General features: G+C 71.8%; 19 protein-coding genes and 1 pseudogene. 10 read left to right on the forward strand and 10 right to left on the reverse strand.

Annotation, left to right across the window (positions count from 1 at the left end):
• Positions 1-201: 201 nt before the first annotated feature.
• The 3 genes and pseudogenes from OG446_RS17930 to OG446_RS17940 all read right to left on the reverse strand — a co-directional run bounded on the left by OG446_RS17930 (position 202) and on the right by OG446_RS17940 (position 1,385).
• Entirely contained in the window at positions 202-582 is a 381-nt protein-coding gene (locus tag OG446_RS17930; protein ID WP_443050275.1) for a VOC family protein, read from the reverse strand.
• A gap of 199 nt (positions 583-781) precedes the next feature.
• Positions 782-1,018 (reverse strand): annotated as a pseudogene (gene tnpA / locus OG446_RS17935) (IS200/IS605 family transposase); the annotation flags it as partial.
• Positions 1,019-1,229: 211 nt separating this feature from the next.
• Entirely contained in the window at positions 1,230-1,385 is a 156-nt protein-coding gene (locus tag OG446_RS17940; protein WP_328898331.1) for a DUF6126 family protein, read from the reverse strand.
• Positions 1,386-1,629: 244 nt separating this feature from the next.
• On the opposite strand from OG446_RS17940, the gene OG446_RS17945 reads away from it, so the two are divergent.
• From OG446_RS17945 to OG446_RS17955, 3 genes are all read left to right on the forward strand, one after another.
• Positions 1,630-2,715, forward strand: a complete 1,086-nt coding sequence (locus OG446_RS17945; RefSeq protein ID WP_328895009.1) for an LLM class flavin-dependent oxidoreductase — start codon at positions 1,630-1,632, stop codon at positions 2,713-2,715.
• Between the two features lie 4 nt (positions 2,716-2,719).
• The gene (locus OG446_RS17950; protein ID WP_328895010.1) at positions 2,720-3,373 is read left to right on the forward strand and encodes an FMN reductase; all 654 of its coding nucleotides are present in this window, start codon (positions 2,720-2,722) and stop codon (positions 3,371-3,373) included.
• 118 nt (positions 3,374-3,491) lie between these two features.
• Positions 3,492-3,914, forward strand: coding sequence for a universal stress protein (locus tag OG446_RS17955; RefSeq protein WP_328895011.1), 423 nt, complete (start codon positions 3,492-3,494; stop codon positions 3,912-3,914).
• Positions 3,915-3,987: 73 nt separating this feature from the next.
• Here OG446_RS17955 and OG446_RS17960 read toward each other — a convergent pair whose 3' ends face one another.
• The gene (locus OG446_RS17960; RefSeq protein WP_328895012.1) at positions 3,988-4,386 is read right to left on the reverse strand and encodes a hypothetical protein; all 399 of its coding nucleotides are present in this window, start codon (positions 4,384-4,386) and stop codon (positions 3,988-3,990) included.
• A gap of 133 nt (positions 4,387-4,519) precedes the next feature.
• Between OG446_RS17960 and OG446_RS17965 the strand changes: the two genes are divergently transcribed.
• From OG446_RS17965 to OG446_RS17985, 5 genes are all read left to right on the forward strand, one after another.
• On the forward strand, positions 4,520-5,413 hold the full coding sequence (locus OG446_RS17965) for a hypothetical protein (protein WP_328895013.1): 894 nt from the start codon (positions 4,520-4,522) through the stop codon (positions 5,411-5,413).
• Positions 5,410-6,372: an endonuclease/exonuclease/phosphatase family protein gene (locus OG446_RS17970; RefSeq protein ID WP_328895014.1), complete on the forward strand. Its 963-nt coding sequence runs from the start codon at positions 5,410-5,412 to the stop codon at positions 6,370-6,372. Before OG446_RS17965 ends, OG446_RS17970 begins: the two co-directional genes overlap by 4 nt.
• A gap of 81 nt (positions 6,373-6,453) precedes the next feature.
• Positions 6,454-7,416: an NADP-dependent oxidoreductase gene (locus OG446_RS17975; protein ID WP_328895015.1), complete on the forward strand. Its 963-nt coding sequence runs from the start codon at positions 6,454-6,456 to the stop codon at positions 7,414-7,416.
• A 27-nt stretch (positions 7,417-7,443) separates the two neighbouring features.
• The gene (locus OG446_RS17980; protein ID WP_328895016.1) at positions 7,444-7,695 is read left to right on the forward strand and encodes a DUF2630 family protein; all 252 of its coding nucleotides are present in this window, start codon (positions 7,444-7,446) and stop codon (positions 7,693-7,695) included.
• A gap of 22 nt (positions 7,696-7,717) precedes the next feature.
• The gene (locus OG446_RS17985; protein WP_389256801.1) at positions 7,718-9,694 is read left to right on the forward strand and encodes an FUSC family protein; all 1,977 of its coding nucleotides are present in this window, start codon (positions 7,718-7,720) and stop codon (positions 9,692-9,694) included.
• A 24-nt stretch (positions 9,695-9,718) separates the two neighbouring features.
• On the opposite strand, the gene OG446_RS17990 is transcribed toward OG446_RS17985, so the two are convergent.
• Entirely contained in the window at positions 9,719-10,126 is a 408-nt protein-coding gene (locus OG446_RS17990; protein WP_326660181.1) for an RNA-binding S4 domain-containing protein, read from the reverse strand.
• A gap of 61 nt (positions 10,127-10,187) precedes the next feature.
• Positions 10,188-11,858, reverse strand: coding sequence for a hypothetical protein (locus OG446_RS17995; protein ID WP_328895017.1), 1,671 nt, complete (start codon positions 11,856-11,858; stop codon positions 10,188-10,190).
• A 322-nt stretch (positions 11,859-12,180) separates the two neighbouring features.
• Here OG446_RS17995 and OG446_RS18000 point away from each other — a divergent pair, with 322 nt between their 5' ends.
• A complete protein-coding gene (locus OG446_RS18000) occupies positions 12,181-13,587 on the forward strand; it encodes a VWA domain-containing protein (RefSeq protein ID WP_328895018.1) in 1,407 nt (468 codons plus the stop codon).
• Here OG446_RS18000 and OG446_RS18005 read toward each other — a convergent pair.
• Both OG446_RS18005 and OG446_RS18010 read right to left on the reverse strand, forming a co-directional pair.
• Complete coding sequence (locus tag OG446_RS18005) at positions 13,536-14,732, reverse strand: sensor histidine kinase (RefSeq protein ID WP_328895019.1); 1,197 nt, start codon at positions 14,730-14,732, stop codon at positions 13,536-13,538. The genes OG446_RS18000 and OG446_RS18005 overlap by 52 nt on opposite strands.
• Positions 14,729-15,382: a response regulator transcription factor gene (locus OG446_RS18010; RefSeq protein ID WP_326666483.1), complete on the reverse strand. Its 654-nt coding sequence runs from the start codon at positions 15,380-15,382 to the stop codon at positions 14,729-14,731. The genes OG446_RS18005 and OG446_RS18010 overlap by 4 nt, the downstream gene beginning before the upstream one ends.
• A gap of 157 nt (positions 15,383-15,539) precedes the next feature.
• Between OG446_RS18010 and metG the strand changes: the two genes are divergently transcribed.
• Positions 15,540-17,141, forward strand: coding sequence for a methionine--tRNA ligase (metG, locus tag OG446_RS18015; RefSeq protein WP_328895020.1), 1,602 nt, complete (start codon positions 15,540-15,542; stop codon positions 17,139-17,141).
• Positions 17,142-17,750: 609 nt separating this feature from the next.
• On the opposite strand, the gene OG446_RS18020 is transcribed toward metG, so the two are convergent.
• Both OG446_RS18020 and aspS read right to left on the reverse strand, forming a co-directional pair.
• Positions 17,751-18,593, reverse strand: a complete 843-nt coding sequence (locus tag OG446_RS18020; protein WP_328895021.1) for a L,D-transpeptidase family protein — start codon at positions 18,591-18,593, stop codon at positions 17,751-17,753.
• Positions 18,594-18,893: 300 nt separating this feature from the next.
• Positions 18,894-20,711, reverse strand: a complete 1,818-nt coding sequence (gene aspS, locus OG446_RS18025; RefSeq protein ID WP_328895022.1) for an aspartate--tRNA ligase — start codon at positions 20,709-20,711, stop codon at positions 18,894-18,896.
• Between the last annotated feature and the right edge of the window lie 4 nt (positions 20,712-20,715).

The following is a 20,715-nucleotide window of genomic DNA, read 5'->3' on the forward strand; positions in this document are numbered from 1 at the left end:
GTGGAGGACGGCCCCCGCCGGGCTCGGAGCCCGTACCGGAAGAGGGCAGAGAAAAGGGCCGTCCGCATCGAACGGCCCTGGTCCCGCGCTGAAGAGGTGGCCGCTCCTAGGAGGAGCGCCACCAGTTGCGGCACGGTACGGAGGTCATGGGTCGAGCTTAGCCGGGCGCGGGGGCGGGAGCACGAGGACTTTCCGCCGCCGTCAGGAGTTGGACCATGCGCGCCGGCAGAGCACGAGCCGGTACCCGTCCGGGTCCTCGACGGTGACGCCCCACTCGTTCCAGTACGGATTCGGCGAGGCGACCCGCGTGCCGCCGTGGTCCAGCAGCCGGTCCACGAGCTCCTGGGGCACGGCTCCGTCGAGGTAGAGGACGAGCAGGTCCTCGTCGGTGGGGCGGGGGTCCACGGGGTGGTCGCCGCCGTGCACGAGCTCCAGGTGCCACGAGGCGTCCGGATGCCCCACCATCAGCAGATCGTGGGCGCCGGGCTCCTCGCCGCCCACGGCACGGAACAGGACCGTCAGCCCGAGCCCCGCCGCCCAGAACCGCTCGGCGGCCACGAGATCCCGGGACGGCCGGGCCATACGGACATGGGTGTGACCGGTGAACAGCACGGTGTTCCTCTCCGCCGTCGGCCCGCTCGGCGCGCGCCGGAACCGGCAGCGTAGGCGTCCGGCGCGGGCGCCCGCATCGGCTGTTGGTCCTGGTCCCCGGGTTCAATCGCAGTGCATCGGGCTTCAGCCAGATGGTGAGGCGATTCTGAGAAGTGCTCCGACCTGGAGGTTACAGCGGACGATTTTGCTGCTCGATGTACTGCTTCACGATACTCAGCGGTGCCCCGCCCACCGACCCGGCGAAGTAGGAGCCGGACCAGAGTCTGTTGGCCCGGTAGTAGTGCTGGACGAGGTCGGGGAACTCCTGGCGGAGCCTGCGGGAGGAGACGCCCTTCAACGAGTTCACGAGCTTGGAGACGGCCACCTTGGGCGGGAAGTTCACGAGCAGGTGCACGTGGTTGTTCTCCTCCACTGCGGACACGAGGACGACGCCGACCACAACGCCTCGGTAGAGATCGAGGCCCGTGCCCGCCGGACCGGTGGCACGGTTACCAACAGCACGCGCAGCGTCCCCAAGACGCGAGTCCCGGCCACCGGCCGGAGGCGGATGCGTGAAGCCCCGAAGCCTGCTCACACGAGCTGAAGGGAATCGCCCTCATTTACGGGGGCGAGGATGGTCAATTCTTCGCGTGCTCGCCCACGTAGAAGAGGATCCAGACGAACCCGGCGAACATATGCGTGGCGAAGACGTAGACGAAGACGCGCAGCGCGACGCCGCGCTCCTTCCAGCCTTCGGTGCCGCCGCCCCCGCCCTCGCCCGCACGCGCGGGCACGGTCTCGCCGCTCTCCGCTCCGGTCCGGCTCACGTCTGCCTCCATCCGCCCGGGGCTCGGGCGGCCTCCGTCTCCGACCAGGGTACGCAGCGGGGCCCGCGGTGACGGCTGACGCCCGGCGCTGGACGGGGTCCGGGCCTGCCGCGGAATAGGCAACCGGGGTGCTCCGTTGTAGGGTGTGTCCAGATAGTTCAACGTTCAACCACATGAGCGGTTCAACCCTACGAGCCTGGAGGCGGGCGCCATGCAGTTCGGGATCTTCACCGTCGGGGACCTCACCACCGACCCCACGACCGGCACGACGCCGAGCGAGCACGAGCGGATCAAGGCCACCGTCGCCATCGCCCGGAAGGCCGAGGAGGTCGGGCTCGACGTGTTCGCGACCGGTGAGCACCACAACCCGCCGTTCGTCCCGTCCTCGCCGACGACCACGCTCGGCTACATCGCCGCCCGCACCGAACGCATCATCCTGTCCACCTCGACGACCCTGATCACCACCAACGACCCGGTGAAGATCGCCGAGGACTACGCCACGCTCCAGCACCTCGCCGACGGCCGCGTCGACCTGATGATGGGCCGCGGCAACACCGGCCCGGTCTACCCCTGGTTCGGCAAGGACATCCGCCAGGGCATCCCGCTCGCCATCGAGAACTACGCCCTGCTGCACCGGCTGTGGCGCGAGGACGTCGTCGACTGGGAGGGGAAGTTCCGTACGCCGCTGCAGTCCTTCACCGCGACCCCGCGCCCGCTGGACGGCGTCCCACCGTTCGTCTGGCACGGCTCGATCCGCTCCCCGGAGATCGCCGAGCAGGCCGCGTACTACGGCGACGGCTTCTTCCACAACAACATCTTCTGGCCCATCGAGCACACGAAGAAGATGGTGAACCTCTACCGGCAGCGCTACGCCCACTACGGCCACGGCACCGCCGAGCAGGCCATCGTGGGGCTGGGCGGCCAGGTGTTCATGCGCAGGAACTCGCAGGACGCGGTACGGGAGTTCCGTCCGTACTTCGACAACGCGCCGGTCTACGGGCACGGGCCCTCGATGGAGGACTTCACCCAGCAGACCCCGCTGACCGTGGGTTCCCCGCAGGAGGTCATCGAGCGGACGCTGTCCTTCCGGGACGCCGTCGGCGACTACCAGCGCCAGCTGTTCCTGATGGACCACGCGGGACTGCCACTGAAGACGGTCCTGGAGCAGCTCGACATCCTCGGCGAGGAGGTCGTGCCCGTGCTGCGCAAGGAGTTCGCCGGCCTGCGGCCCGCCGGGGTGCCCGAGTCCGCGCCCCTGCACCCGGCCGTCGCCGCCACCGTCGCGAAGGAGAGCTGACACCGTGTTCACCACCGAACCGCTGAGGATCGTCGCCGTCGCGGCCGGGCTGAGCAGCCCCTCCTCGACCAGGCTGCTGGCCGACCGGCTGGCCGCGGCCACCCGGGAGCGGCTGGAGACCGAGCAGGACCGCCCGGTCGAGGTCCGCGTGATCGAACTGCGCGACCTGGCCGTCGACATCGCGGGCAACCTGGTGTCCGGATTCCCGTCGGCCAGGCTGGAGGAGGCCATCGGCGCGGTGACGGGAGCCGACGGACTGATCGCCGTCACCCCGGTCTTCACCGCCTCGTACAGCGGTCTGTTCAAGTCGTTCTTCGACCTGGTCGAGAACACCGCGCTGACCGGCAAGCCCGTCGTCGTCGCGGCGACCGGCGGCACCGCCCGGCACTCGCTGGTGCTGGAGCACGCGATGCGCCCGCTCTTCGCCTATCTGCGGGCCGTCACCCTGCCGACGTCGGTGTACGCGGCGTCGGAGGACTGGGGCGCGTCGGGCGACGCGTACACGGAGGGTCTGCCGGCCCGGATCCGGCGCGCGGGCGGCGAGCTCGCGCAGGCGGTCACGGGTGGCCGGGCGGTCTCCGGGGCCACCAGGACCGCCGGGCCGGACGACGAGGTGGTCCCCTTCGAGCGGCAGCTGGCCGGTCTCCGGCCGGCCTGATCACCCCAGCGTCTACCCTTTCGCCCGGTTTGACTACAGTTGCACGAGAAAGGTGCGTCCTGCGGGCATCCCGCACGACGCACCGGCATGACCGAGCGCAAGCGAGCGGGAGGCAGAGATGGGCAGGATCGTGGTGGGCGTTGACGGCTCGGAGTCGTCGATCAAGGCACTGCACTGGGCGGTACGCCAGGCGGAGCTGACCGGTGACACGGTGGAGGCCGTCAACAGCTGGGAGTACCCCGCGACCAGCTGGGCGTCGATGATGCCGGGGATGCCGGAGGACTTCGATCCGCAGGCCCTGGCCACGGTGTCCCTCACCGAGGCGCTGGAGGAGGCCGTCGGCGGTGCGCGCGCGGCCGAGATCAGCAAGGTCGTGGTGATCGGCAATCCGGCTCAGGCCCTGCTCGACCGTGCCGAGGGCGCGAATCTGCTGGTGGTCGGCGCGCGCGGGCGCAGCCCCCTCAAGGCGACCCTCCTCGGTTCGGTCAGCCTGCACGTCACCCAGCACGCCCCGTGCCCGGTGACCGTGGTCCGCGGCTGACGCAGGCTCCGCACACCGGGACGGGCCCGCGCGGCGAAGCGCGGGCCCGTACCGGTGTGCGCACGCGGCGGGCTCAGTCCCCCCGCGTGTAGAAGTAGTAGAACGCGAAGACCAGCATGCCCGCCCCGGTCAGCAGCCCCAGCACCGATGCGGCCAGCACGCTCTTGCCGGAGAGGCTGTAGAGGAAGCCGACCGAGCCGCCGAACAGCGCACCGTACGCGGCCGCCGCGAGTTCGGCCGGCAGGCGCGTCTGCACCCGCCCCAGCCCGAAGCAGAGCGCCGCCAGCACGGCGCCGGAGACCAGTCCGAGCGCGAGCTGCGTGCCGGTGAGCACACCGCCGCCGCGGACGATGGACGTCGCGTACCAGCCGAGGATCACACCGAGCGTGACGGGCACGGCCCAGCTCATCGTGGAATGGCGCCGGGCACGCGCATGCGTTCCGCGTGCCTGCACCGAAGCGTGTACGGCCATGGCAGGAAGCTCCTTCCGTCGCCCCCGCTTTCCCTTCACGTTCACTTCCAGAGCACACCCGGCCGTCGCCACCGGCAACTCGGATGGCCCACGGCCCGGGGCGGGGCCCCGGCATCCGCGGTTCCCTGGTGAGGTGCGGACCTACTTCTCGGCGGCTCTCTCGGCGGCACTCCTGGTGCTGCTCGCCGTCCTGGTGCCGCTGAGCGCGCTGTCCGCCTGGGTCGATCTGGAGATCGACGACACGGACCGCTACGTGGCCGCGGTGGCGCCGCTCGCCTCGGACCCCGATGTGCGGAACACCGTCGCCGACCTGATCACCGACGAGGCGATGAAGCAGATCGACGTCGGCCCGCTCCAGGACACCGTCCGCGACTTCCTCCACGAGGCCGTGCTGTCCTTCACCACCACCGACGCCTTCCAGGCCGCCTGGAACGCCGCCAACCGCACGGCCCACGAGGCCGTCACCGCCGCACTGGACGGGGACAGCGGCGAGAGCGTCACCATCGATCTGGCCCCCGTGACGGGGAAGGTGAAGCAGAACCTGGTGGACAACGGCGTGCCGTTCGCCGACCAGATCCCCGTCCAGCACACCGACATCCGGATCATCTCGGCCGACCGCGCCGACCAGATGCGCCAGAGCTTCCGGTGGCTGCGGGCCGCCGGCATCTGGCCGGCCGTCGGCACCCTCGTGTTCGCGCTGCTCGCCGTCGTCCTGGCCTGGGTGCGCGGCGGGCCGGGCCGCCGCGGCTCCGCCCTGGCCGCGCTCGCCGCCACCGCCGTCGCCGGGGCGGGCTTCGCGCTCGGCGCGCTGGTGCTGCGCGGGGCGATCGCGCTGGCGCGCAACCGGGTACTGGCCGAGGTGCCCGGCAGCGACACGGGCGGGGCGGCGGCGGTGTACGACGCGCTGACCGGGTCGCTGCGCACCACGGTGTGGATCGTCTTCGGTACGGGCCTGGCGGTGGCCGTGTGCGCGGTGGCGGCGCGGATCTGGGCCCAGCGGGTGCTGCCGGTACCGTCCGGGGCATGACGGAACCGCTCCGCCGCCTCGCGCTCTGCGCGGCCGTCCTCCTCCTGGCCGGAGTGAGCGTCGTGATCGGCTTCCGCGCCGCCGACGCCGACGGCACGACCCCCGTCCCCCAGACCCTGGCCTTCCTGCCCTGGCTCCTGGTGCCCGGCGCCACCGCTCTCGGCCTGGCCGCGCTGGCCCGGTGGCGCGGCGGCCTGGTGTGGGCGTCGGTGGCGCTCGCGCTCACCGTGTGGTTCGTGCGCCCGTACGGCCCCGGCTCCACGGGCGCCCACGGCCCGGTGGTGGCCCGGCTGGAGGTCCTGACCTCCAACGTGGAGTTCGGGGACGCGACGGACGCGCTGATCGGGGCGGTGCGCCGCGAGGGGCCCGACGTGGTCTTCGTCCAGGAGTGCGACCTCGCGTGCGCGGACGCGCTCGCCGCCCGTGTCCCGGCCGCCGCGTACCCGTACCGGGACGTCGTGCGGCTCGACGGTTCGCTCGGCTCGGCGATCCTCAGCCGGTTCCCGCTGCGTCCGGCGGGGCGGGTCGACGGGGCGATGGCCATGCCGGGGGCGGTCACCGAAGTGGCGGGCCGCCGGGTGCGGCTCCAGCTGGCGCACCCCATGCCCCCGGTCCCCGGCAACGTCGCCGCATGGCGGCGCGAGCTCGGCCGGATCCGTGACCTCGCCGCCACTGCCCGGGCACAGCCCGCCATCGTGGCGGGCGACTTCAACGCCTCCCAGGACCACGCCGCCTTCCGGGCCGTCCTCGACGCGGGCGGCCTCCACGACAGCGCCCGCCTCGCCGGCTCCTCCCGTGCGTACTCCTGGCCCGCCGACCGGCCCGCACCGCTGCGGGCCCAGATCGACCATGTGCTGGTCAGCGAGGAGTTCTCGGTCCGCTCGGCCCGATTCCTGCGCCTCGCCGCCACCGACCACCGCGCACTGCTCGTCGCCCTCGAACTGCACGACGGCGGGTGAGTCCCGCGCCGACGTGCGGGCGCCGCCGGGCCGGGCAAGAGTGGAAGAGGTGACCGCGGGGGCTACTGGGAGGTCGTGCGTATGCGAGCCATCGCCGTCAGCTCACTCCGGGCCGATCCTGCCCTCGTCGTCGTCCCGAAGCCGGATCCGGGACCCGGCGAGGTCCGGGTGCGGATCGAGTACGCCTCGCTCAACCCCTGTGACTGGCAGCTCGCGGACGGCACCCTGGACGGCCTCGCGCCCCAGGTGTTCCCCCTGGTCGTCGGCGTGGACTACGCGGGCCATGTGGACATGATCGGCAGCGGCGACAACCGCTTCCGGGTCGGCGACCACGTCTTCGGCCGGGCCGGCGGTCCGGCGGCCGGTGCGGGGACGTACGGCGACTACGTCTGTGTGCCGCAGGACTCCGCCATCGCCCTCGTCCCGCGCGGGCTGGACGCCCGGATCGCGGCCGCGCTGCCGTCGGCCGGGATGGCCGCCGCGCAGATCCTGGAGGCGGTGTCGCTCCGGGGCCACGAGAGCCTGCTGGTCGTCGGCGCGGCAGGCGGGGTCGGCAGCTGTCTGACCCAGCTCGCCAAGGCCCGGGACGTGCGCGTGATCGCCGCGGTGCGCGGTGACGAGCGTTCCCGCATGGGGTCGTTGGGCGCCGCCGTCACGATCGACGTCGCACAGGGCCCGGTGGCCGACGCGATACGGGCGTCCTGCCCGGACGGCGTCGACGCCCTGGCCGACCTGGCGTCCGCGACGCCCGAGGCCTTCGCCGCGCACGCCGCGACGCTCCGGCCGGGCGCCGTCGCGCTGTCCACCCGCGGCGTCGCGGCCGGGGCGGCGCTCCCCGCGGCGGTGCGGGGCATCGACTTCCGGCTCGATCCGAGCCCGGTCCTGCTGGACGTGCTGGCCGCCGGCGCCGCGGACGGTGTCCTGCGCGTCCCCATCGACATCGAACTGCCCCTGGAGAAGTCCCCGCAGGCCCTGGACCGCAACCGGACCGGCGGGGCACGCGGCAAGACCGTCATCGTGCTGAAGGAGAACGGGCACTGCTGAATCCGCCACGGCCGGGAGGAAGACGTCATGGACGACCAGGAACGGGACATCATCGGCGGCATCGACGGACTCGTCGCGGAGGAACGCGCCCTGCGCGACCGCAACGGCCGGGAACCCGGCCTGTCCGCCGAGGAGAAGGCACGACTGCGTACCGTGGAGGTCCGGCTCGACCAGTGCTGGGACCTGCTGCGGCAACGCCGGGCCCTGAGCGAGTACGGCGAGGACCCGGCACAGGCCCGGGTCCGCCCGGCCGACGAGGTCGAGGGGTACCGCAGCTGACCGCTGCGCGGAGGGGGACGCATTGACCGGCAGCAGGGCCGACGGAACCGGCCGCTCCGCCACCGCGGCGCACCGGCGCGGCACACCGCCCGTCTGGCTGCGCTACGGACTGCGTCCCCTGCCCACGCCCGTTCCCTGGGCCGCCGTCGCCCGCGCGAGTGTCGCCCTGGCCGCGCCGCTCGCCGCCGGATTCGCCGCCGACCGGCCGGTGTACGGAGCGCTGGCCTCCATGGGCGCGCTCTCCGGTGTCATCGGCGACACCGCCGACGCGTACCGGATGCGCATCCTCAACATCGCCGTGCCGCAGGTGTTCGGCGCTCTCGGCATCATGATCGGCACCCTCGTGTACGGGACCGGCTGGGCGGCCGTCGCCGTGCTCACGGTCATCGGCCTCGTCTCCGGGATGATGTCGACGATCGGGGCCGTCGCCTCCGTGTCCGGCCTGCTGCTCCTGCTCAACTCCGTGGTGGGCGCCGGACTCCCGATGCCGGACCCGTGGTGGGTGGCGCCGCTGCTGCTGACGCTGGGCGGTCTGTTCGTCCTCGCCCTGACGCTGCTGGCCTGGCCGTTGCGCCGGAAACTGCCGGAACGCGTCGCGGTCGCGGACACCTATCTCGCGGTCGCCGATCTGCTCGCCGCCGCCGGCACACAGGCGTACGAGGAGAAGCGACAGGCCGTCACCGAGTCGCTCAACACCTCCTACGACCTGGTCCTCGCCCGCCGCGCCCGCTATCACGGCCGCAGCGGCACCATGGTGCGGATGCTCTCCCAGCTCAACGTGGTGATCCCGCTGGTCGAGGCGGCGCCCGCGGTGCACGTACGAGGGATCCTGCTGCCCGACGAGATCCCGGCGGCGGTCCGGGTACTGGCCGAGGACATCGAGGAGACCCGCACCGGCGGCGACCAACCCCGCCTGCCGCCGGCCGACTCACCCGCCACCCGCGCGGTGGACAGCGCGCTGCGCCATGCCGCCGCCGTCGTGCACAAGGCCGACCCCGACCCGTACAACGTCGACGACCGGCTCGGCCGGCCCGCGGCCCTCGGGGTACGCGTCCGGCGCGCCACCCGCAACGTCGTGCTGTCCGGGCCCTCCTGGCGGTACGGGCTGCGCCTCGCGCTCTGCATCGGGCTGGCCCAGGCGCTGACCTCGCTGATCGACGTGCCGCGCTCGTACTGGGTGGCGCTGACCGTCACCTTCGTGCTCAAGCCCGACTTCGGCTCGGTGTTCTCCCGGGCCGTGCTGCGTTCCGTGGGCACGGCCGCGGGGCTCGTCATCGCGGCCCCGGTGCTCGCGGAGGTACCGATCGGCTGGTGGGACGTGCCGGTGATGATGCTGCTCGCCGCGCTGATCCCGGCGCTGACGGCGAAGGGGTACGCCTTTCAGACCGCGGCCGTCACTCCGGTCATCCTGCTCCTGTCGGACCTGCTGAACCACGAGGGCGTACATCTGGTCTGGCCACGCTTCCTGGACAGCCTGATCGGCTGCGCCATCGTGCTGGTGGCCGGATATCTGCTGTGGCCGGAGAGCTGGCACTCCCGGATCGGCCGACGGCTGGCCGACGCGGTCGCGGACATCGCGGACTATGTGGGGGTCGCGTTCGAGCCGGGCGGCGAGGGCGACCGTGCCGAACGGGTCCGCGCCCGCCGCCGCATCTACCGCGATCTGTCGTCCGTACGCTCCGAGTTCCAGCGCGCCCTGACCGAGCCGCCGCCCACCGGAACCCGCGCCGCCGCGTGGTGGCCGCTGGTCGTGGCCGTGGAACGCATCGTCGACGCCACGACGGCCGCCCGTGTCCGCGTCAACCACGGAGCCGAGGAACCGGAACCGGCGGAGGTGGCCGCGGTCCAGGCCCAGCTCCGCGAACTGGCCGAAGGCGTGCGGACCAGCAAGGTCCTGGTGGCGGTACGCACCGAACTCCCCGGGGACGAGGAGGGCGTCCTGGCACCCCTGCGCCAGGAAGTGGCGGCCGCCCGGGCCATCGCCTCACCCGAGCCCTAGGACGTGTTTCGGAAGTCCCGCCCGCTACTCCGCGGACTCGGGCCCCGCACCCCGCAGCCGGTCCATCTCGCGCCGGTCCCGCTTCGTCGGCCGCCCCGCGCCCCGGTCGCGTACCGGCACCTGGATCGCGGCCTCGCGCGGCGGCGGGGGCGGGCTGTTGTCGACGAAGCACTCCACCGCCACCGGTGCCCCGACCCGCTTCTTCACGATCTTCGACACGACCACGACCCGGTCCCGGCCGTCGTGCCGCAGCCGCACCTCGTCGCCGACGCGCAACGCCTGGGCCGGCTTGGCCCGCTCGCCCGCGACCTTCACATGACCCGCGCGGCAGGCGGCGGCGGCCTGCGCCCGGGTCTTCGTGAGCCGGACCGACCAGATCCAGACATCGACCCGAACGCTGCCTGCCGCCTGCGGCGCCTCACCGGAAACCATGGGACGACTGTAATGCGGCGGACTGTCCTTCGGCGGCCCGTACGGAGGTGGCCGCCCGGGATCAGCCGAAGTCGCCGATCACCTCGGACAAGTTGTAGCTGTACACCTCCCGCTTGCACGTCGGGCACTTCGTGGCGTCCGGCGCGTGCTCGCTCAGCGACCAGAGCTGGGGTGCGAACCCGTCACCGCGCCCATGGGCGAGGTAGAGGTCCTCGGGCCCGAACGACGTCTGCAGGGTCTTCGGGTTGCCGACCAGCTGCGTCGTTCCGCCGACCGTGCCCGGGGTGGCCTGGAGCAGCCGGCCGTTGTCGTAGGCGTTGCTGCGGTGGAAGTACCACTTGCCCTCGTACCGCATCGCGCCCTGGATCTTGTGCCACAGGTCCTCGTCGCCGAACGCCGCCCCGGTGGGCAGACCGTAGGCCTCGTCGGCGCTCGCGGCGGTCCCGGTCGCACCCTCGACCGCGGCGGTCAGCGCGCTCATCGGATAGGCGCCCACCCGCCCGGGGCTGGTGCCGCCGTTGTTGGTGTTGCAGTACTCGCCGAGGACCATGTGGTCGGTGTCGGTGCGGTCCAGCGAGACGTACGAGGCCTTCGGCCGGCCGGTCGCGTAGCACTGGTTCAGGCTGGTGGTGCCGCCGTTCTTCGCCGTGGTGAACTTCAGCGTGGCGACCTGCGGCATGACGTAGCGGTAGCCGTACGCGTACCAGACGTTGTTCTGCCGGCCGACCTGCTTCTTGTCCTGGACGTCACTTTCGAGGCCGTCCGGCGTCGGGTCGTTGACGGCCGCGTCGTTGTCCGGGTTGAGGTCCATGATCGTGCGGAGGTCGAACACCCGCAGGCCGTTGGCGGTGTCGGCGACGTAGAGGTAGTTGCCGTACCAGACCATGCCGCCCGCGTGGATGCCGTTCTGCGCGGCGCAGCCCGTGACGATGACGGGGTTGCACCGGCCCTCGCGCGCGTGCAGGGCGTCGAAGGATATGTGGTCCTTGGAGTTGATGTAGGGCCACACCAGGAGCACATGCCGGTACTTTCCGGTGGCCTGGTTGAAGAAGGTGACCCGGATGCCCTTCTCGTTGCAGGCGTCCGACGCGGAACTCTCCAGACAGTTGTCGCGCCCCGCGATGTAGTCGCTTCGTCCCGGGTTCACCGCGTCGTAGCTGCCCACGGCGACCGGCTCGGCGTCGGACGTGCCCCAGTCCTCGTCCTCCTGTGCGTCCGAGACACCCGAGATGGCCTGCGGCACCCATTCCTTGGACGTCGCGTCGTCGTCGGCCTTCCAGCAGATCCGGTGGCTGACGGTCAGGTCGGGGCCGTAGATACCGGCGGCACCGCAGTCGGCGGCCGGGCGGTTGGCCTGCTCCAGCAGTTCCGTGAGGCCCTGCTTCGGGAGTCCCGCGTCCAGCTTCGTCACGAGCCCGGACAGGTCCGTGCCCTTGGCCAGCTTGAAGTCGGCGGGGCGCCCCGGCACCGGGGCCGCCGCCACGGCGCCCCTGCTCGCACCGGCCGCGGCGGCGCCGGCCAAGTCGTCCTGCTCACTCTCGGGTTCGTCGTCGAAGCCGTCGTCCGGCATGCCTTCGTGCTCCGGTACGGGATCGTCCGCGGCCGGGATCCCCGAGGCCGGTCCGGCGATGGGCGCCGCGCTCGCACCGACCGTGGGCGCGAGGCCGGAAAGCATCGCCCCGGCCGCCACCGCACAGGCCGCGAGACGTATTCGGCGGGATGGGTTCTTCATACGAGAGCCCTTCTTTTCACATCTGCGGATAACGGAAACGGTGCCCCTGACTGTTTGTCAGACGCACCGGCCGCTCACGCTAGCAACGCGAACAGGCACCTCGAAGGCGTGTGTGAACGACTTACCGATGACATCCATGAGGTCCCCACACCCCGGTCACAGGACTCGGTACGGGATCGTTTGCGGTTCAGTTCTCCCACGGGCGGGCCGCGCCGACGAAGGGCCGGATCCGGCCGCTAACCTTACGTATCCGCCCTGGCCAGGGATCAATTCCCGCAGTACGGACATTCATCGCACCCAACTCATGCGAAAGGCCTCGCCCATGGGCATTCGGAGCTTGCTGCGCAAGGTGTTCGGCCGTGACCGCACGGAGCAGGACGAGCCGACGACGGCCACGGTCCCGGCCCAGGGCGAGCGCACCCTGGCCCCGGAGCCGGTGACGGTGGACGAGCCCGCGGCCGAACCCGCCCCGGCGGTCAAGGTGTCGGTACCGGCCCCGGCCTCTTCGGAGTCGGCCCCGTCCACCACGTCCCGGTCCACGAAGGACGACGCCGGGGTGGCGGCGGACCTGGTGGCCGCGGCCTTCGACAAGGCCGCCGCGCCCGCCCCCAAGACCGCTCCCACGGTTCCGTCACAGGGATCGGGGTCCCGGACGAAGCCGGTGGAGGCTGCCGAGCCGGTGCAGGCGGCGGAGACCGTGGAGGCTGCCGAGCCGGTGCAGGCCGAGGCCGTGGAGCCGGTGGCCCCGCCCGCTCCGGAGGTCGAAGCGGAACCCGTGGCGGCCGTCGTGGTGCCGGAGCCCGAGGCCGTGGTGCCGGAGCCCGAGGAGACGGCGGCCGAGGCCCCTGCCGCAGTGGTCGAGCCCGAGCCGGTCGTGGCCGAGGCCCTTGCCGAGCCCGAACCGGTCGTCGCGGAACCGGTCGCGGAGCCCGAGCCGGTCGTGGCCGCGGCGGTCGCCGAGCCCGAACCGATCACGATCGACATGGACCCGGCCCCCGAACCGGAACCGACCCCCGAGCCCCTGGCCGAGGCGGCCCCCGCCGCCCCCGCCGGCAAGCCCGCGCTCACCCTCGCCAAGGTCAAGGCCCGCGCGCCCGAGCTCGTGGGGCCGTACAAGGCCGCCCAGGCCGGGCTGAAGGCGCACGGCCTCACCGGCCTGCGCGCCACCGTCTACCTGGTCCTGGACCGCTCCGGTTCCATGCGGCCGTTCTACAAGGACGGCAGCGCCCAGCACCTGGGCGACCGCACGCTCGCGCTCGCCGCACACCTCGACGAGAGCGCCACCGTCCAGGTCGTGTTCTTCTCGACCGACATCGACGGCACCGCCACGGTCGGACTGGAGGGCCACGAGGGCCGCATCGACGAGCTCAACGCGGGACTCGGACGGCTCGGCCGGACGAACTACCACCGCGCCGTCGAAGAGGTCGTCACGCACTACGAGAAGTCCGGGTCCACCGGGCCGGCGCTGGTGATCTTCCAGACCGACGGCCCGCCGGACGTCAAGCAGGCCGCCCGGCAGGCGATCGACGACGCGGCACGGCTGCCGCTGTTCTTCCAGTTCGTCGCGTTCGGCGACGAGGACGCGAAGGGCTTCGACTTCCTGCGGAAGCTGGACGCCCCGAACGCCGGCTTCTTCCACGCGGGCCCCGCCCCGCGCGAGGTCGCGGACGCCGCGTTCTACCGCGAGGCGCTGGCCGCGCTGCCCGCCTGGGTCGCCGCCAACGCCTGATCCACCGGGAGTCGTACGGTCACGGCGAGCCCGCCCTCCGGGCCCGGCACCGCCGTGACCGTACCGCCGTGCGCCAGGGCGATGGAGCGGACGATCGAAAGACCGAGTCCCGAGCCCGCCCCCATCCGGTCCTTGCCCTCACCGCGCCGGAACGGCTCGAACAGGCCCGGGATGTCGGCCGCCTCCACCACCGGACCGCTGTTGCGCACCTCCAGCAGCGCACCCGCGCCCGCCGGCACCAGGGACACCTCCACACTCCCGCCGGGCACGTTGTACGTCACCGCGTTGGCCACCAGATTGGCCACCAGCTGGGCCAGCAGCGGCCGGTTCCCGCGCACCACGCAGAGCTCGGCGTCGGCCGCCACCCCCGGGTACCGGCCCGCCTCCTCCGCCACCACCCGGTCCAGGTCCACGGCTTCCCGCTCGCCCTTCTCCAGGCCGCGCTCGCTGCGCGCCAGCACCAGCAGGCCCTCGATGAGCCGCTCACTGCGCCGGTTGTTGTCCAGGAGCGTCTGCCGGGTGCGTACGAGATCGTCCGGAGTCGGGTCCTCCAGGCCCACCTGGATCGCCGCCCGCTGGGTGGCCAGCGGTGTGCGCAGCTCGTGCGAGGCGTTGGCGATGAACCGGCGCTGGCTGTCGAAGGCCTTCTCCAGCCGGGCAAGCAGCGCGTCCAGCGTGTCACCCAGCTCCTTCAACTCGTCGTCGGGCCCGCTGGAGGCGATCCGCTCGTGCAGTGTGTGCGCGGAGAGCCGGCGCGCCTTCGCGGTCATCTCGTGGACGGGCCGCAGGAGCCGCCCGGCCGTCCACCACCCCACGCCCACCGCGCACGCCGTCATCACGAGCAGGGCGGCCGCGGACCAGTTGAGGAGCTGGTCCCCGGCCGCGTTGCTGACATCGTCGGTGAGGTCGTAGACGGTCGGCGGCCCGAGGCTGCCCCGGGTGACGAGAGGACCGTTGACGGCGTATCCGGGCTGGACGACCGCGGCGGTACGGGCGATGGCGCGGGCCTGCGAGTCGGTACCGGCCCGGGAGGCGAGGTTGACCGTGGCGAGGAGCGCGGTGCCGAGGACCAGGAAGACGCCCCCGTACACGAGCGCGATGCGGGTCCTGATCGTGGCGTGCGGCACCCGTGCCCAGATACTCACAGGGCGTACCCCACGCCCTGGACGGTACGGATCAGGGCCGGCTCCCCGAGCTTTCCGCGCAGCTTGCTCATGCAGACGCGGACGGCTCCGGTGAAGGGGTCGGCGTTGGCGTCCCAGGCCCGCTCCAGGAGCTCCTCGGCGCTGACCGTCCCGCCGTCGGCCTCCAGGAGCAACTGGAGCACGGTGAACTCCTTCGGCGAGAGGTCCAGCTCCCGGCCGTCCCGGGTCGCGGTGCGGCGCACGGTGTCGAGCCGGATGCCGTGCCGCACCAGCTGCGGCGGTACGGGGCGGGCGCTGCGCCGGCGCAGGGCGCGGACCCGCGACACGAGCTCGGGGAACTCGAACGGCTTGCCCAGGTAGTCGTCGGCACCCAGGTCGAGGCCGGAGACGCGGTCCTCCATGGACCCGGCGGCCGTCAGCATCAGGATCCTGGTCCGGGAGCCGGAGGCGACAAGACCGCGGGCCACGTCGTCGCCGTGCACCCGGGGCAGATCGCGGTCCAGGACGACGACGTCGTAGTCGTGCAGCCCCAGGTAGGCCTGGGCGGCGTCACCGCTGTACACCGTGTCGACGGCGAACCCGGCCCGCCGCAGTCCGGTGGCGACGAGCTCCGCCAGGATCTCCTCGTCCTCGGCGACCAGTACCCGCATCGTGATGTCCCCTGCCTCGTGCATGCGTGTCCACTCCCTCCCAGGATGCGTCTTTGCTACCGGAACAGATGTTTCGCAAAGCTCTCCGCGCTCCCGGCACTCCCGGCCGGGTTTATCGGTGTGAGTGGATCTCCCCCGGACCGTTAGGATTTCGACCATGGCGGCCACTGGATCCGAGAAGCAGGGGGCGACGGCGTTCTACGTCTCGACCCCCATTTACTACGTCAACGACGCTCCTCACCTGGGCCACGCCTACACGACCGTCGCAGGCGACGTGCTCACGCGCTGGCACCGCCAGCGCGGCGAGAAGGTGTGGTACCTCACCGGCACGGACGAGCACGGTCAGAAGATCATGCGCACGGCCGAGGCGAACAACGTCACGCCCCAGGCGTGGTGCGACAAGCTCGTCGAGGAGGCGTGGAAGCCCCTCTGGGAGCACCTCAACATCGCGAACGACGACTTCATCCGTACGACGGAGAAGCGGCACACCGACCGTGTGCAGGAGTTCGTGCAGGACCTGCATGACAAGGGTGAGATCTACAAGGGCGGGTACGAGGGCCCGTACTGCGTGGGCTGCGAGGAGTACAAGCTCCCCGGCGATCTCATCGAGGACGAGGCCGGCGTCAAGCTGTGCCCGATCCACAAGAAGCCGGTGGAGATCCTCAAGGAGGAGAACTACTTCTTCAAGCTCAGCGAGTACGGCCCGAAGCTGCTGGAGTTCTACGCGGCCAACCCCGGCTTCATCCAGCCGGAGTCCGCGCGCAACGAGGTCGTGAACTTCGTCAAGCAGGGTCTGCAGGACCTCTCGATCTCCCGCTCGACGTTCGACTGGGGCGTCCCGGTCCCGTGGGACGAGAAGCACGTCATCTACGTGTGGGTCGACGCCCTGCTCAACTACGCCACGGCGGTCGGCTACGGCGCCAACCAGGAGAAGTTCGACGGTACGTTCCCGGCGAACGTGCACCTGGTCGGCAAGGACATCCTGCGCTTCCACGCGGTGATCTGGCCGGCGATGCTGATGGCGCAGGGCCTGCCGCTGCCGGGCCGGGTCGCGGCCAACGGCTGGCTGATGGTCGGCGGCGAGAAGATGTCGAAGTCGAACCTGACGGGCATCAAGCCGCAGGACCTGACCTCGCACTTCGGCGTGGACGCCTACCGCTGGTACTTCCTGCGGGCCATCGCGTTCGGCAGCGACGGCTCGTTCTCGTGGGAGGACTTCACCGCCCGCTACACCTCCGAGCTCGCCAACGACTACGGCAACCTGGCCTCGCGCCTCGCCGCCATGGTCGGCAAGTACTACGGCGGCACGCTCCCCGAGGCCACGGCCTCGGGCGAGGCGGAGCGGGCGGTCCAGGAGGGGCTGGCCAAGGCGGTCGCCACGGCCGACCTGAAGATCGGTGAGGAGCTGGACTTCCAGGCGGGCATCCTGGCGGTCTTCGACTTCGTGAAGCAGGTCAACGGCTACATCACGGAGCAGGAGCCGTGGAAGGTCGCCAAGGACGAGTCGCCGGAGGGCAAGGCCCGCCTCGCGACCATCCTGTACACGGCGTCCGAGGCGCTGCGCGGTGTCGCGGTCCTGATGAACCCCGTCATGCCGGACACCTCGCAGAAGCTGTGGGAGTCCCTGGGCGCCGAGGAGTCCCTGGGCGCCCTGTCCGACCAGCGCGTGCAGGACGCGGCCACGTGGGGCCGGCTGCCCGCGGGGGCGACGGTGACGAAGGGCGCGGTGCTGTTCCCGCGCCTGGAGGAGAAGCCGTAGGCCCCTTCGGGGCCGGGTCTTCACGTTTCGGTTGACCCGGTCCCGGGTCGTGGGCCTCGGCCCTTCGGGGCCGGGTCTCCGTGTTTCGGTTGACCCGGCCCGGGGTCGGGGGTTCCGTCCTCAAGCGCCGGACGGGCTTGGGTTGGGCGCCGAGCCCCGCGGGGTGCGCCTTCACCCGGTGGATGGGGGTCCGGGGTCCCTCCGGAGCGTCTCCTCGAACGACGAACGTTTCCAGTCCCACGCAACGGACCCCGGTATCCGTTCGTCGTCCTGCGGGGACGCCCCTGCACGCCCCCGGACCCGGCCGGAGTGCGCCCGTGCCCCCGGTTCTTCCACCGGTGGTGCCACCGGGGCGCGGGCGCACGACGGCGTCGGGTGGGGCCGTGCAGGGGCGTCCCCGCAGGAAAATGGCGTACTACCCGGCCCCCGCAACGGCGTACGTTGCCACGCCAGTTTCTGAGGAGACGCCCCGGAGGGGCCCCGCCCCCACCCACAAGCGCACCCCACAAGGAACCCGCACCCGAACCAAGCCCGTCCGGCGCTTGAGGACGGAACCCCGCGCCCCGGACCGGGGGGCACCCACACCAAGGACCCGGCCCCACAGGGGCCTCAGCGGCTCAGCGACGCCGCGTCCCCCATCACGATGACCGGCTCCTTCGCCGGGTCGAGGACGCTCAGCAGTTCCTTCATCCGGTCCTCGGTGACCGAGACGCAGCCCTGGGTGGGGCCGCCGTGGTCGACGTGGATCCAGATGCCGCCGCCGCGTTCGTCGCCCAGGGGGCGGGTGTGGTCCAGGGGCGAGGTGCCGGGGATCCGGTTGTAGTCGATGGCGATCACGTAGTCGAAGGAGCCCTCCAGCGGCTCCCCGTGGAAGCCCTCGCCCTCCACCTTGAAGTCCGGGCTCAGGTCGTACGGGAAGGCGGTGTCCGGCGGTTCGAGGCGGCCGCCCGCCGCGGTCAGGGTGAAGACGCCGACGGGCGAGCGCAGGTCGCCCTCCCAGTGCTCGGCCGTCCAGCCGTTCAGGGCGTTGTGCGCGGGCCAGGGCGCGCGGGCCGCCCGCCAGCCGACGGCCGGGTCGTCCCGGGTGTAGAGCACGGCCGTGGAGCGGTTGGAGTCCGGTGACTGGCCGGTGACGACGAACGCCTGGTGGGCCCCGGCCGGAATCTGCGCGCGGGTCTGCGGCCCCAGCCCCGGGATCTCCTTCGGCGGCGCGGGAGCGGGCGGCACGGCTGCCCGGGACTGCGCCGGGGCGCCGGGTGCGCCCGGGGCGCCGGGTGCACCGGCTGCCCCGGGCGGTCCCGGTACGCCGGAGGCGCCCGCGGCCTTCGTGGTGGCGCCGCTCCCGCCCATCCCGGCGAGCGGCCCCGCCCCGCACCCGGCCAGCAGCAGCAGGAGGGCGGCGCAGATGACGTACGGGAGGCGCAGCGGAACGCGCGGACGGGGCACGGGCACGGAGGGCTCCTCAGCGGTAGGTGGCCGGCTCCGGGGCTCTGCGGACACGGGCCGGGGTCCGCGCTGCGCCGGGGTCGGCCCAGGCAGTCTTTGCCGCAGTCGCCGTCCGCCAATCCGGCGCGAGGGCCATCCGGGTCTCACCGTTCGGGTGATTCATGTACTTGTATGCACGCAGCCATGTGTCCGTGGGCAGCAGGAGGGACCCGGAACCGGGGTGGGCGTGCGCCGCACACACGGAAACAGTCCCCGGCCGGGCGGCCGGGGACTGTTTCACGTGGAACCGAAGCGGAGCGCCGACGCCTACTTCGCGCCGGTGTCCCTCGCCACGGAGTCCTTGGCCTCCGCCTTCTCCTTGGCCGACGCGACCGGCTTGCGGAGCTGGATGTTCAGCTCGCGCAGCCGCGTCTCGTCCAGCTCGCTCGGGGCACCCATCATCAGGTCCTGGGCGTTGCCGTTGAGCGGGAAGGCGATGGTCTCGCGGATGTTGGGCTCGTCGGCCAGCAGCATCACGATGCGGTCGACGCCCGGGGCGATGCCACCGTGCGGCGGAGCGCCGAGACGGAACGCGCGCAGCATGCCCGCGAACTCCCGCTCGACGGTCTCGGCCTCGTAGCCGGCGATCTCGAAGGCCTTCAGCATGACCTCGGGCTCGTGGTTACGAATGGCGCCCGAGGACAGCTCGATGCCGTTGCAGACGATGTCGTACTGCCACGCCAGGATGTCGAGCGGGTCCTTCTCCTCCAGGTCCTTCATGCCACCCTGGGGCATGGAGAACGGGTTGTGCGAGAAGTCGATCTTGCCGGTCTCCTCGTCCTTCTCGTACATCGGGAAGTCGACGATCCAGCAGAAGCGGAAGACGCCCTCCTCGAAGTGGCCGGCGCGCTTGGCGGCCTCGACGCGGACGACGGACATGATCTTGGAGACCTCGTCGAACTCGCCCGCGCCGAAGAACACGGCGTGGCCGGGGACGAGGGACAGACGCTCGGTGAGGGTCTTGATGTCCGCCTCGGTGAGGAACTTGGCGATCGGACCCGCCAGCGTGCCGTCCTCGCCGACGCGGACCCAGGCGAGGCCCTTGGCGCCGTGCTCGACCGCGTACGCGCCGAGGCCGTCGAAGAACTTCCGGGACTGACCCGCGGTGTCCGGCACCGGCAGGGCACGGACGTGCTTGCCGGCGAAGGCCTTGAACTCCGAGTCCGCGAAGATGTCGGAGATGTCGACGAGCTCCAGCTGGGCCCGCAGGTCCGGCTTGTCGTTGCCGTACTTCAGCATCGACTCGCGGAACGGGATGCGCGGGAACGGCGAGGTGACGGGGAGGCCGTTGCCGAACTCCTCGAAGAGCTCGGTCATGAGCTTCTCGATCGGCTGGAAGACGTCTTCCTGCTCGACGAACGACATCTCGACGTCGAGCTGGTAGAACTCGCCCGGCGAACGGTCGGCGCGGGCGTCCTCGTCGCGGAAGCACGGCGCGATCTGGAAGTAGCGGTCGAAGCCGGAGATCATCAGCAGCTGCTTGAACTGCTGCGGTGCCTGCGGAAGGGCGTAGAACTTGCCCGGGTTCAGGCGGGACGGGACCACGAAGTCACGGGCGCCCTCGGGGGAGGTCGCGGCGAGGATCGGGGTCGCCATCTCGTTGAAGCCGAGGGCCACCATCTTGGAGCGGATGGCGGCGATGACGGACGAGCGCAGCATGATGTTGCGGTGCATGCGCTCGCGGCGCAGGTCGAGGAAGCGGTACTCCAGGCGCCGCTCCTCGTTGACGCCGTCCTCGGCGTTGATCGTGAAGGGCAGCGGGGCGGCCTGACCGAGCACCTCGACCTCGGTGACCTCGATCTCGATCTCGCCGGTCGGCAGCTCCGGGTTCACGTTGTCGGCGCCGCGGGCGGAGACCTTGCCGTCGATCCGTACGACGGTCTCCTTGGTCAGCTTCGCCAGGGCGTCGTTGCCGGGGGTACCGGGACGGGCGACGAGCTGCACCAGACCGTAGTGGTCGCGCAGATCGATGAAGAGGATGCCACCCAGGTCTCGGCGATTGTGCAGCCAGCCGCTCAGCCGGACGTCGGTGCCGACGTCAGAGGCGCGGAGCTCGCCGCAGGTGTGGGACCTGTACCGATGCATCGTC

This window comes from Streptomyces sp. NBC_00236 (assembly GCF_036195045.1).
In the GTDB taxonomy this organism is placed as follows: domain Bacteria; phylum Actinomycetota; class Actinomycetes; order Streptomycetales; family Streptomycetaceae; genus Streptomyces.

Coding starts and splice junctions, on each gene's coding strand:
- OG446_RS17980 (WP_328895016.1), top strand. CDS start 7,444: ATGGACGACCAGGAACGGGACATCATCGGCGGCATCGACGGACTCGTC.
- OG446_RS17955 (WP_328895011.1), top strand. CDS start 3,492: ATGGGCAGGATCGTGGTGGGCGTTGACGGCTCGGAGTCGTCGATCAAG.
- OG446_RS18010 (WP_326666483.1), bottom strand. CDS start 15,382: ATGCGGGTACTGGTCGCCGAGGACGAGGAGATCCTGGCGGAGCTCGTC.
- OG446_RS17995 (WP_328895017.1), bottom strand. CDS start 11,858: ATGAAGAACCCATCCCGCCGAATACGTCTCGCGGCCTGTGCGGTGGCG.
- metG (WP_328895020.1), top strand. CDS start 15,540: ATGGCGGCCACTGGATCCGAGAAGCAGGGGGCGACGGCGTTCTACGTC.
- OG446_RS17945 (WP_328895009.1), top strand. CDS start 1,630: ATGCAGTTCGGGATCTTCACCGTCGGGGACCTCACCACCGACCCCACG.
- aspS (WP_328895022.1), bottom strand. CDS start 20,711: ATGCATCGGTACAGGTCCCACACCTGCGGCGAGCTCCGCGCCTCTGAC.
- OG446_RS18000 (WP_328895018.1), top strand. CDS start 12,181: ATGGGCATTCGGAGCTTGCTGCGCAAGGTGTTCGGCCGTGACCGCACG.
- OG446_RS17960 (WP_328895012.1), bottom strand. CDS start 4,386: ATGGCCGTACACGCTTCGGTGCAGGCACGCGGAACGCATGCGCGTGCC.
- OG446_RS17930 (WP_443050275.1), bottom strand. CDS start 582: ATGGCCCGGCCGTCCCGGGATCTCGTGGCCGCCGAGCGGTTCTGGGCG.
- OG446_RS17975 (WP_328895015.1), top strand. CDS start 6,454: ATGCGAGCCATCGCCGTCAGCTCACTCCGGGCCGATCCTGCCCTCGTC.
- OG446_RS17990 (WP_326660181.1), bottom strand. CDS start 10,126: ATGGTTTCCGGTGAGGCGCCGCAGGCGGCAGGCAGCGTTCGGGTCGAT.
- OG446_RS17970 (WP_328895014.1), top strand. CDS start 5,410: ATGACGGAACCGCTCCGCCGCCTCGCGCTCTGCGCGGCCGTCCTCCTC.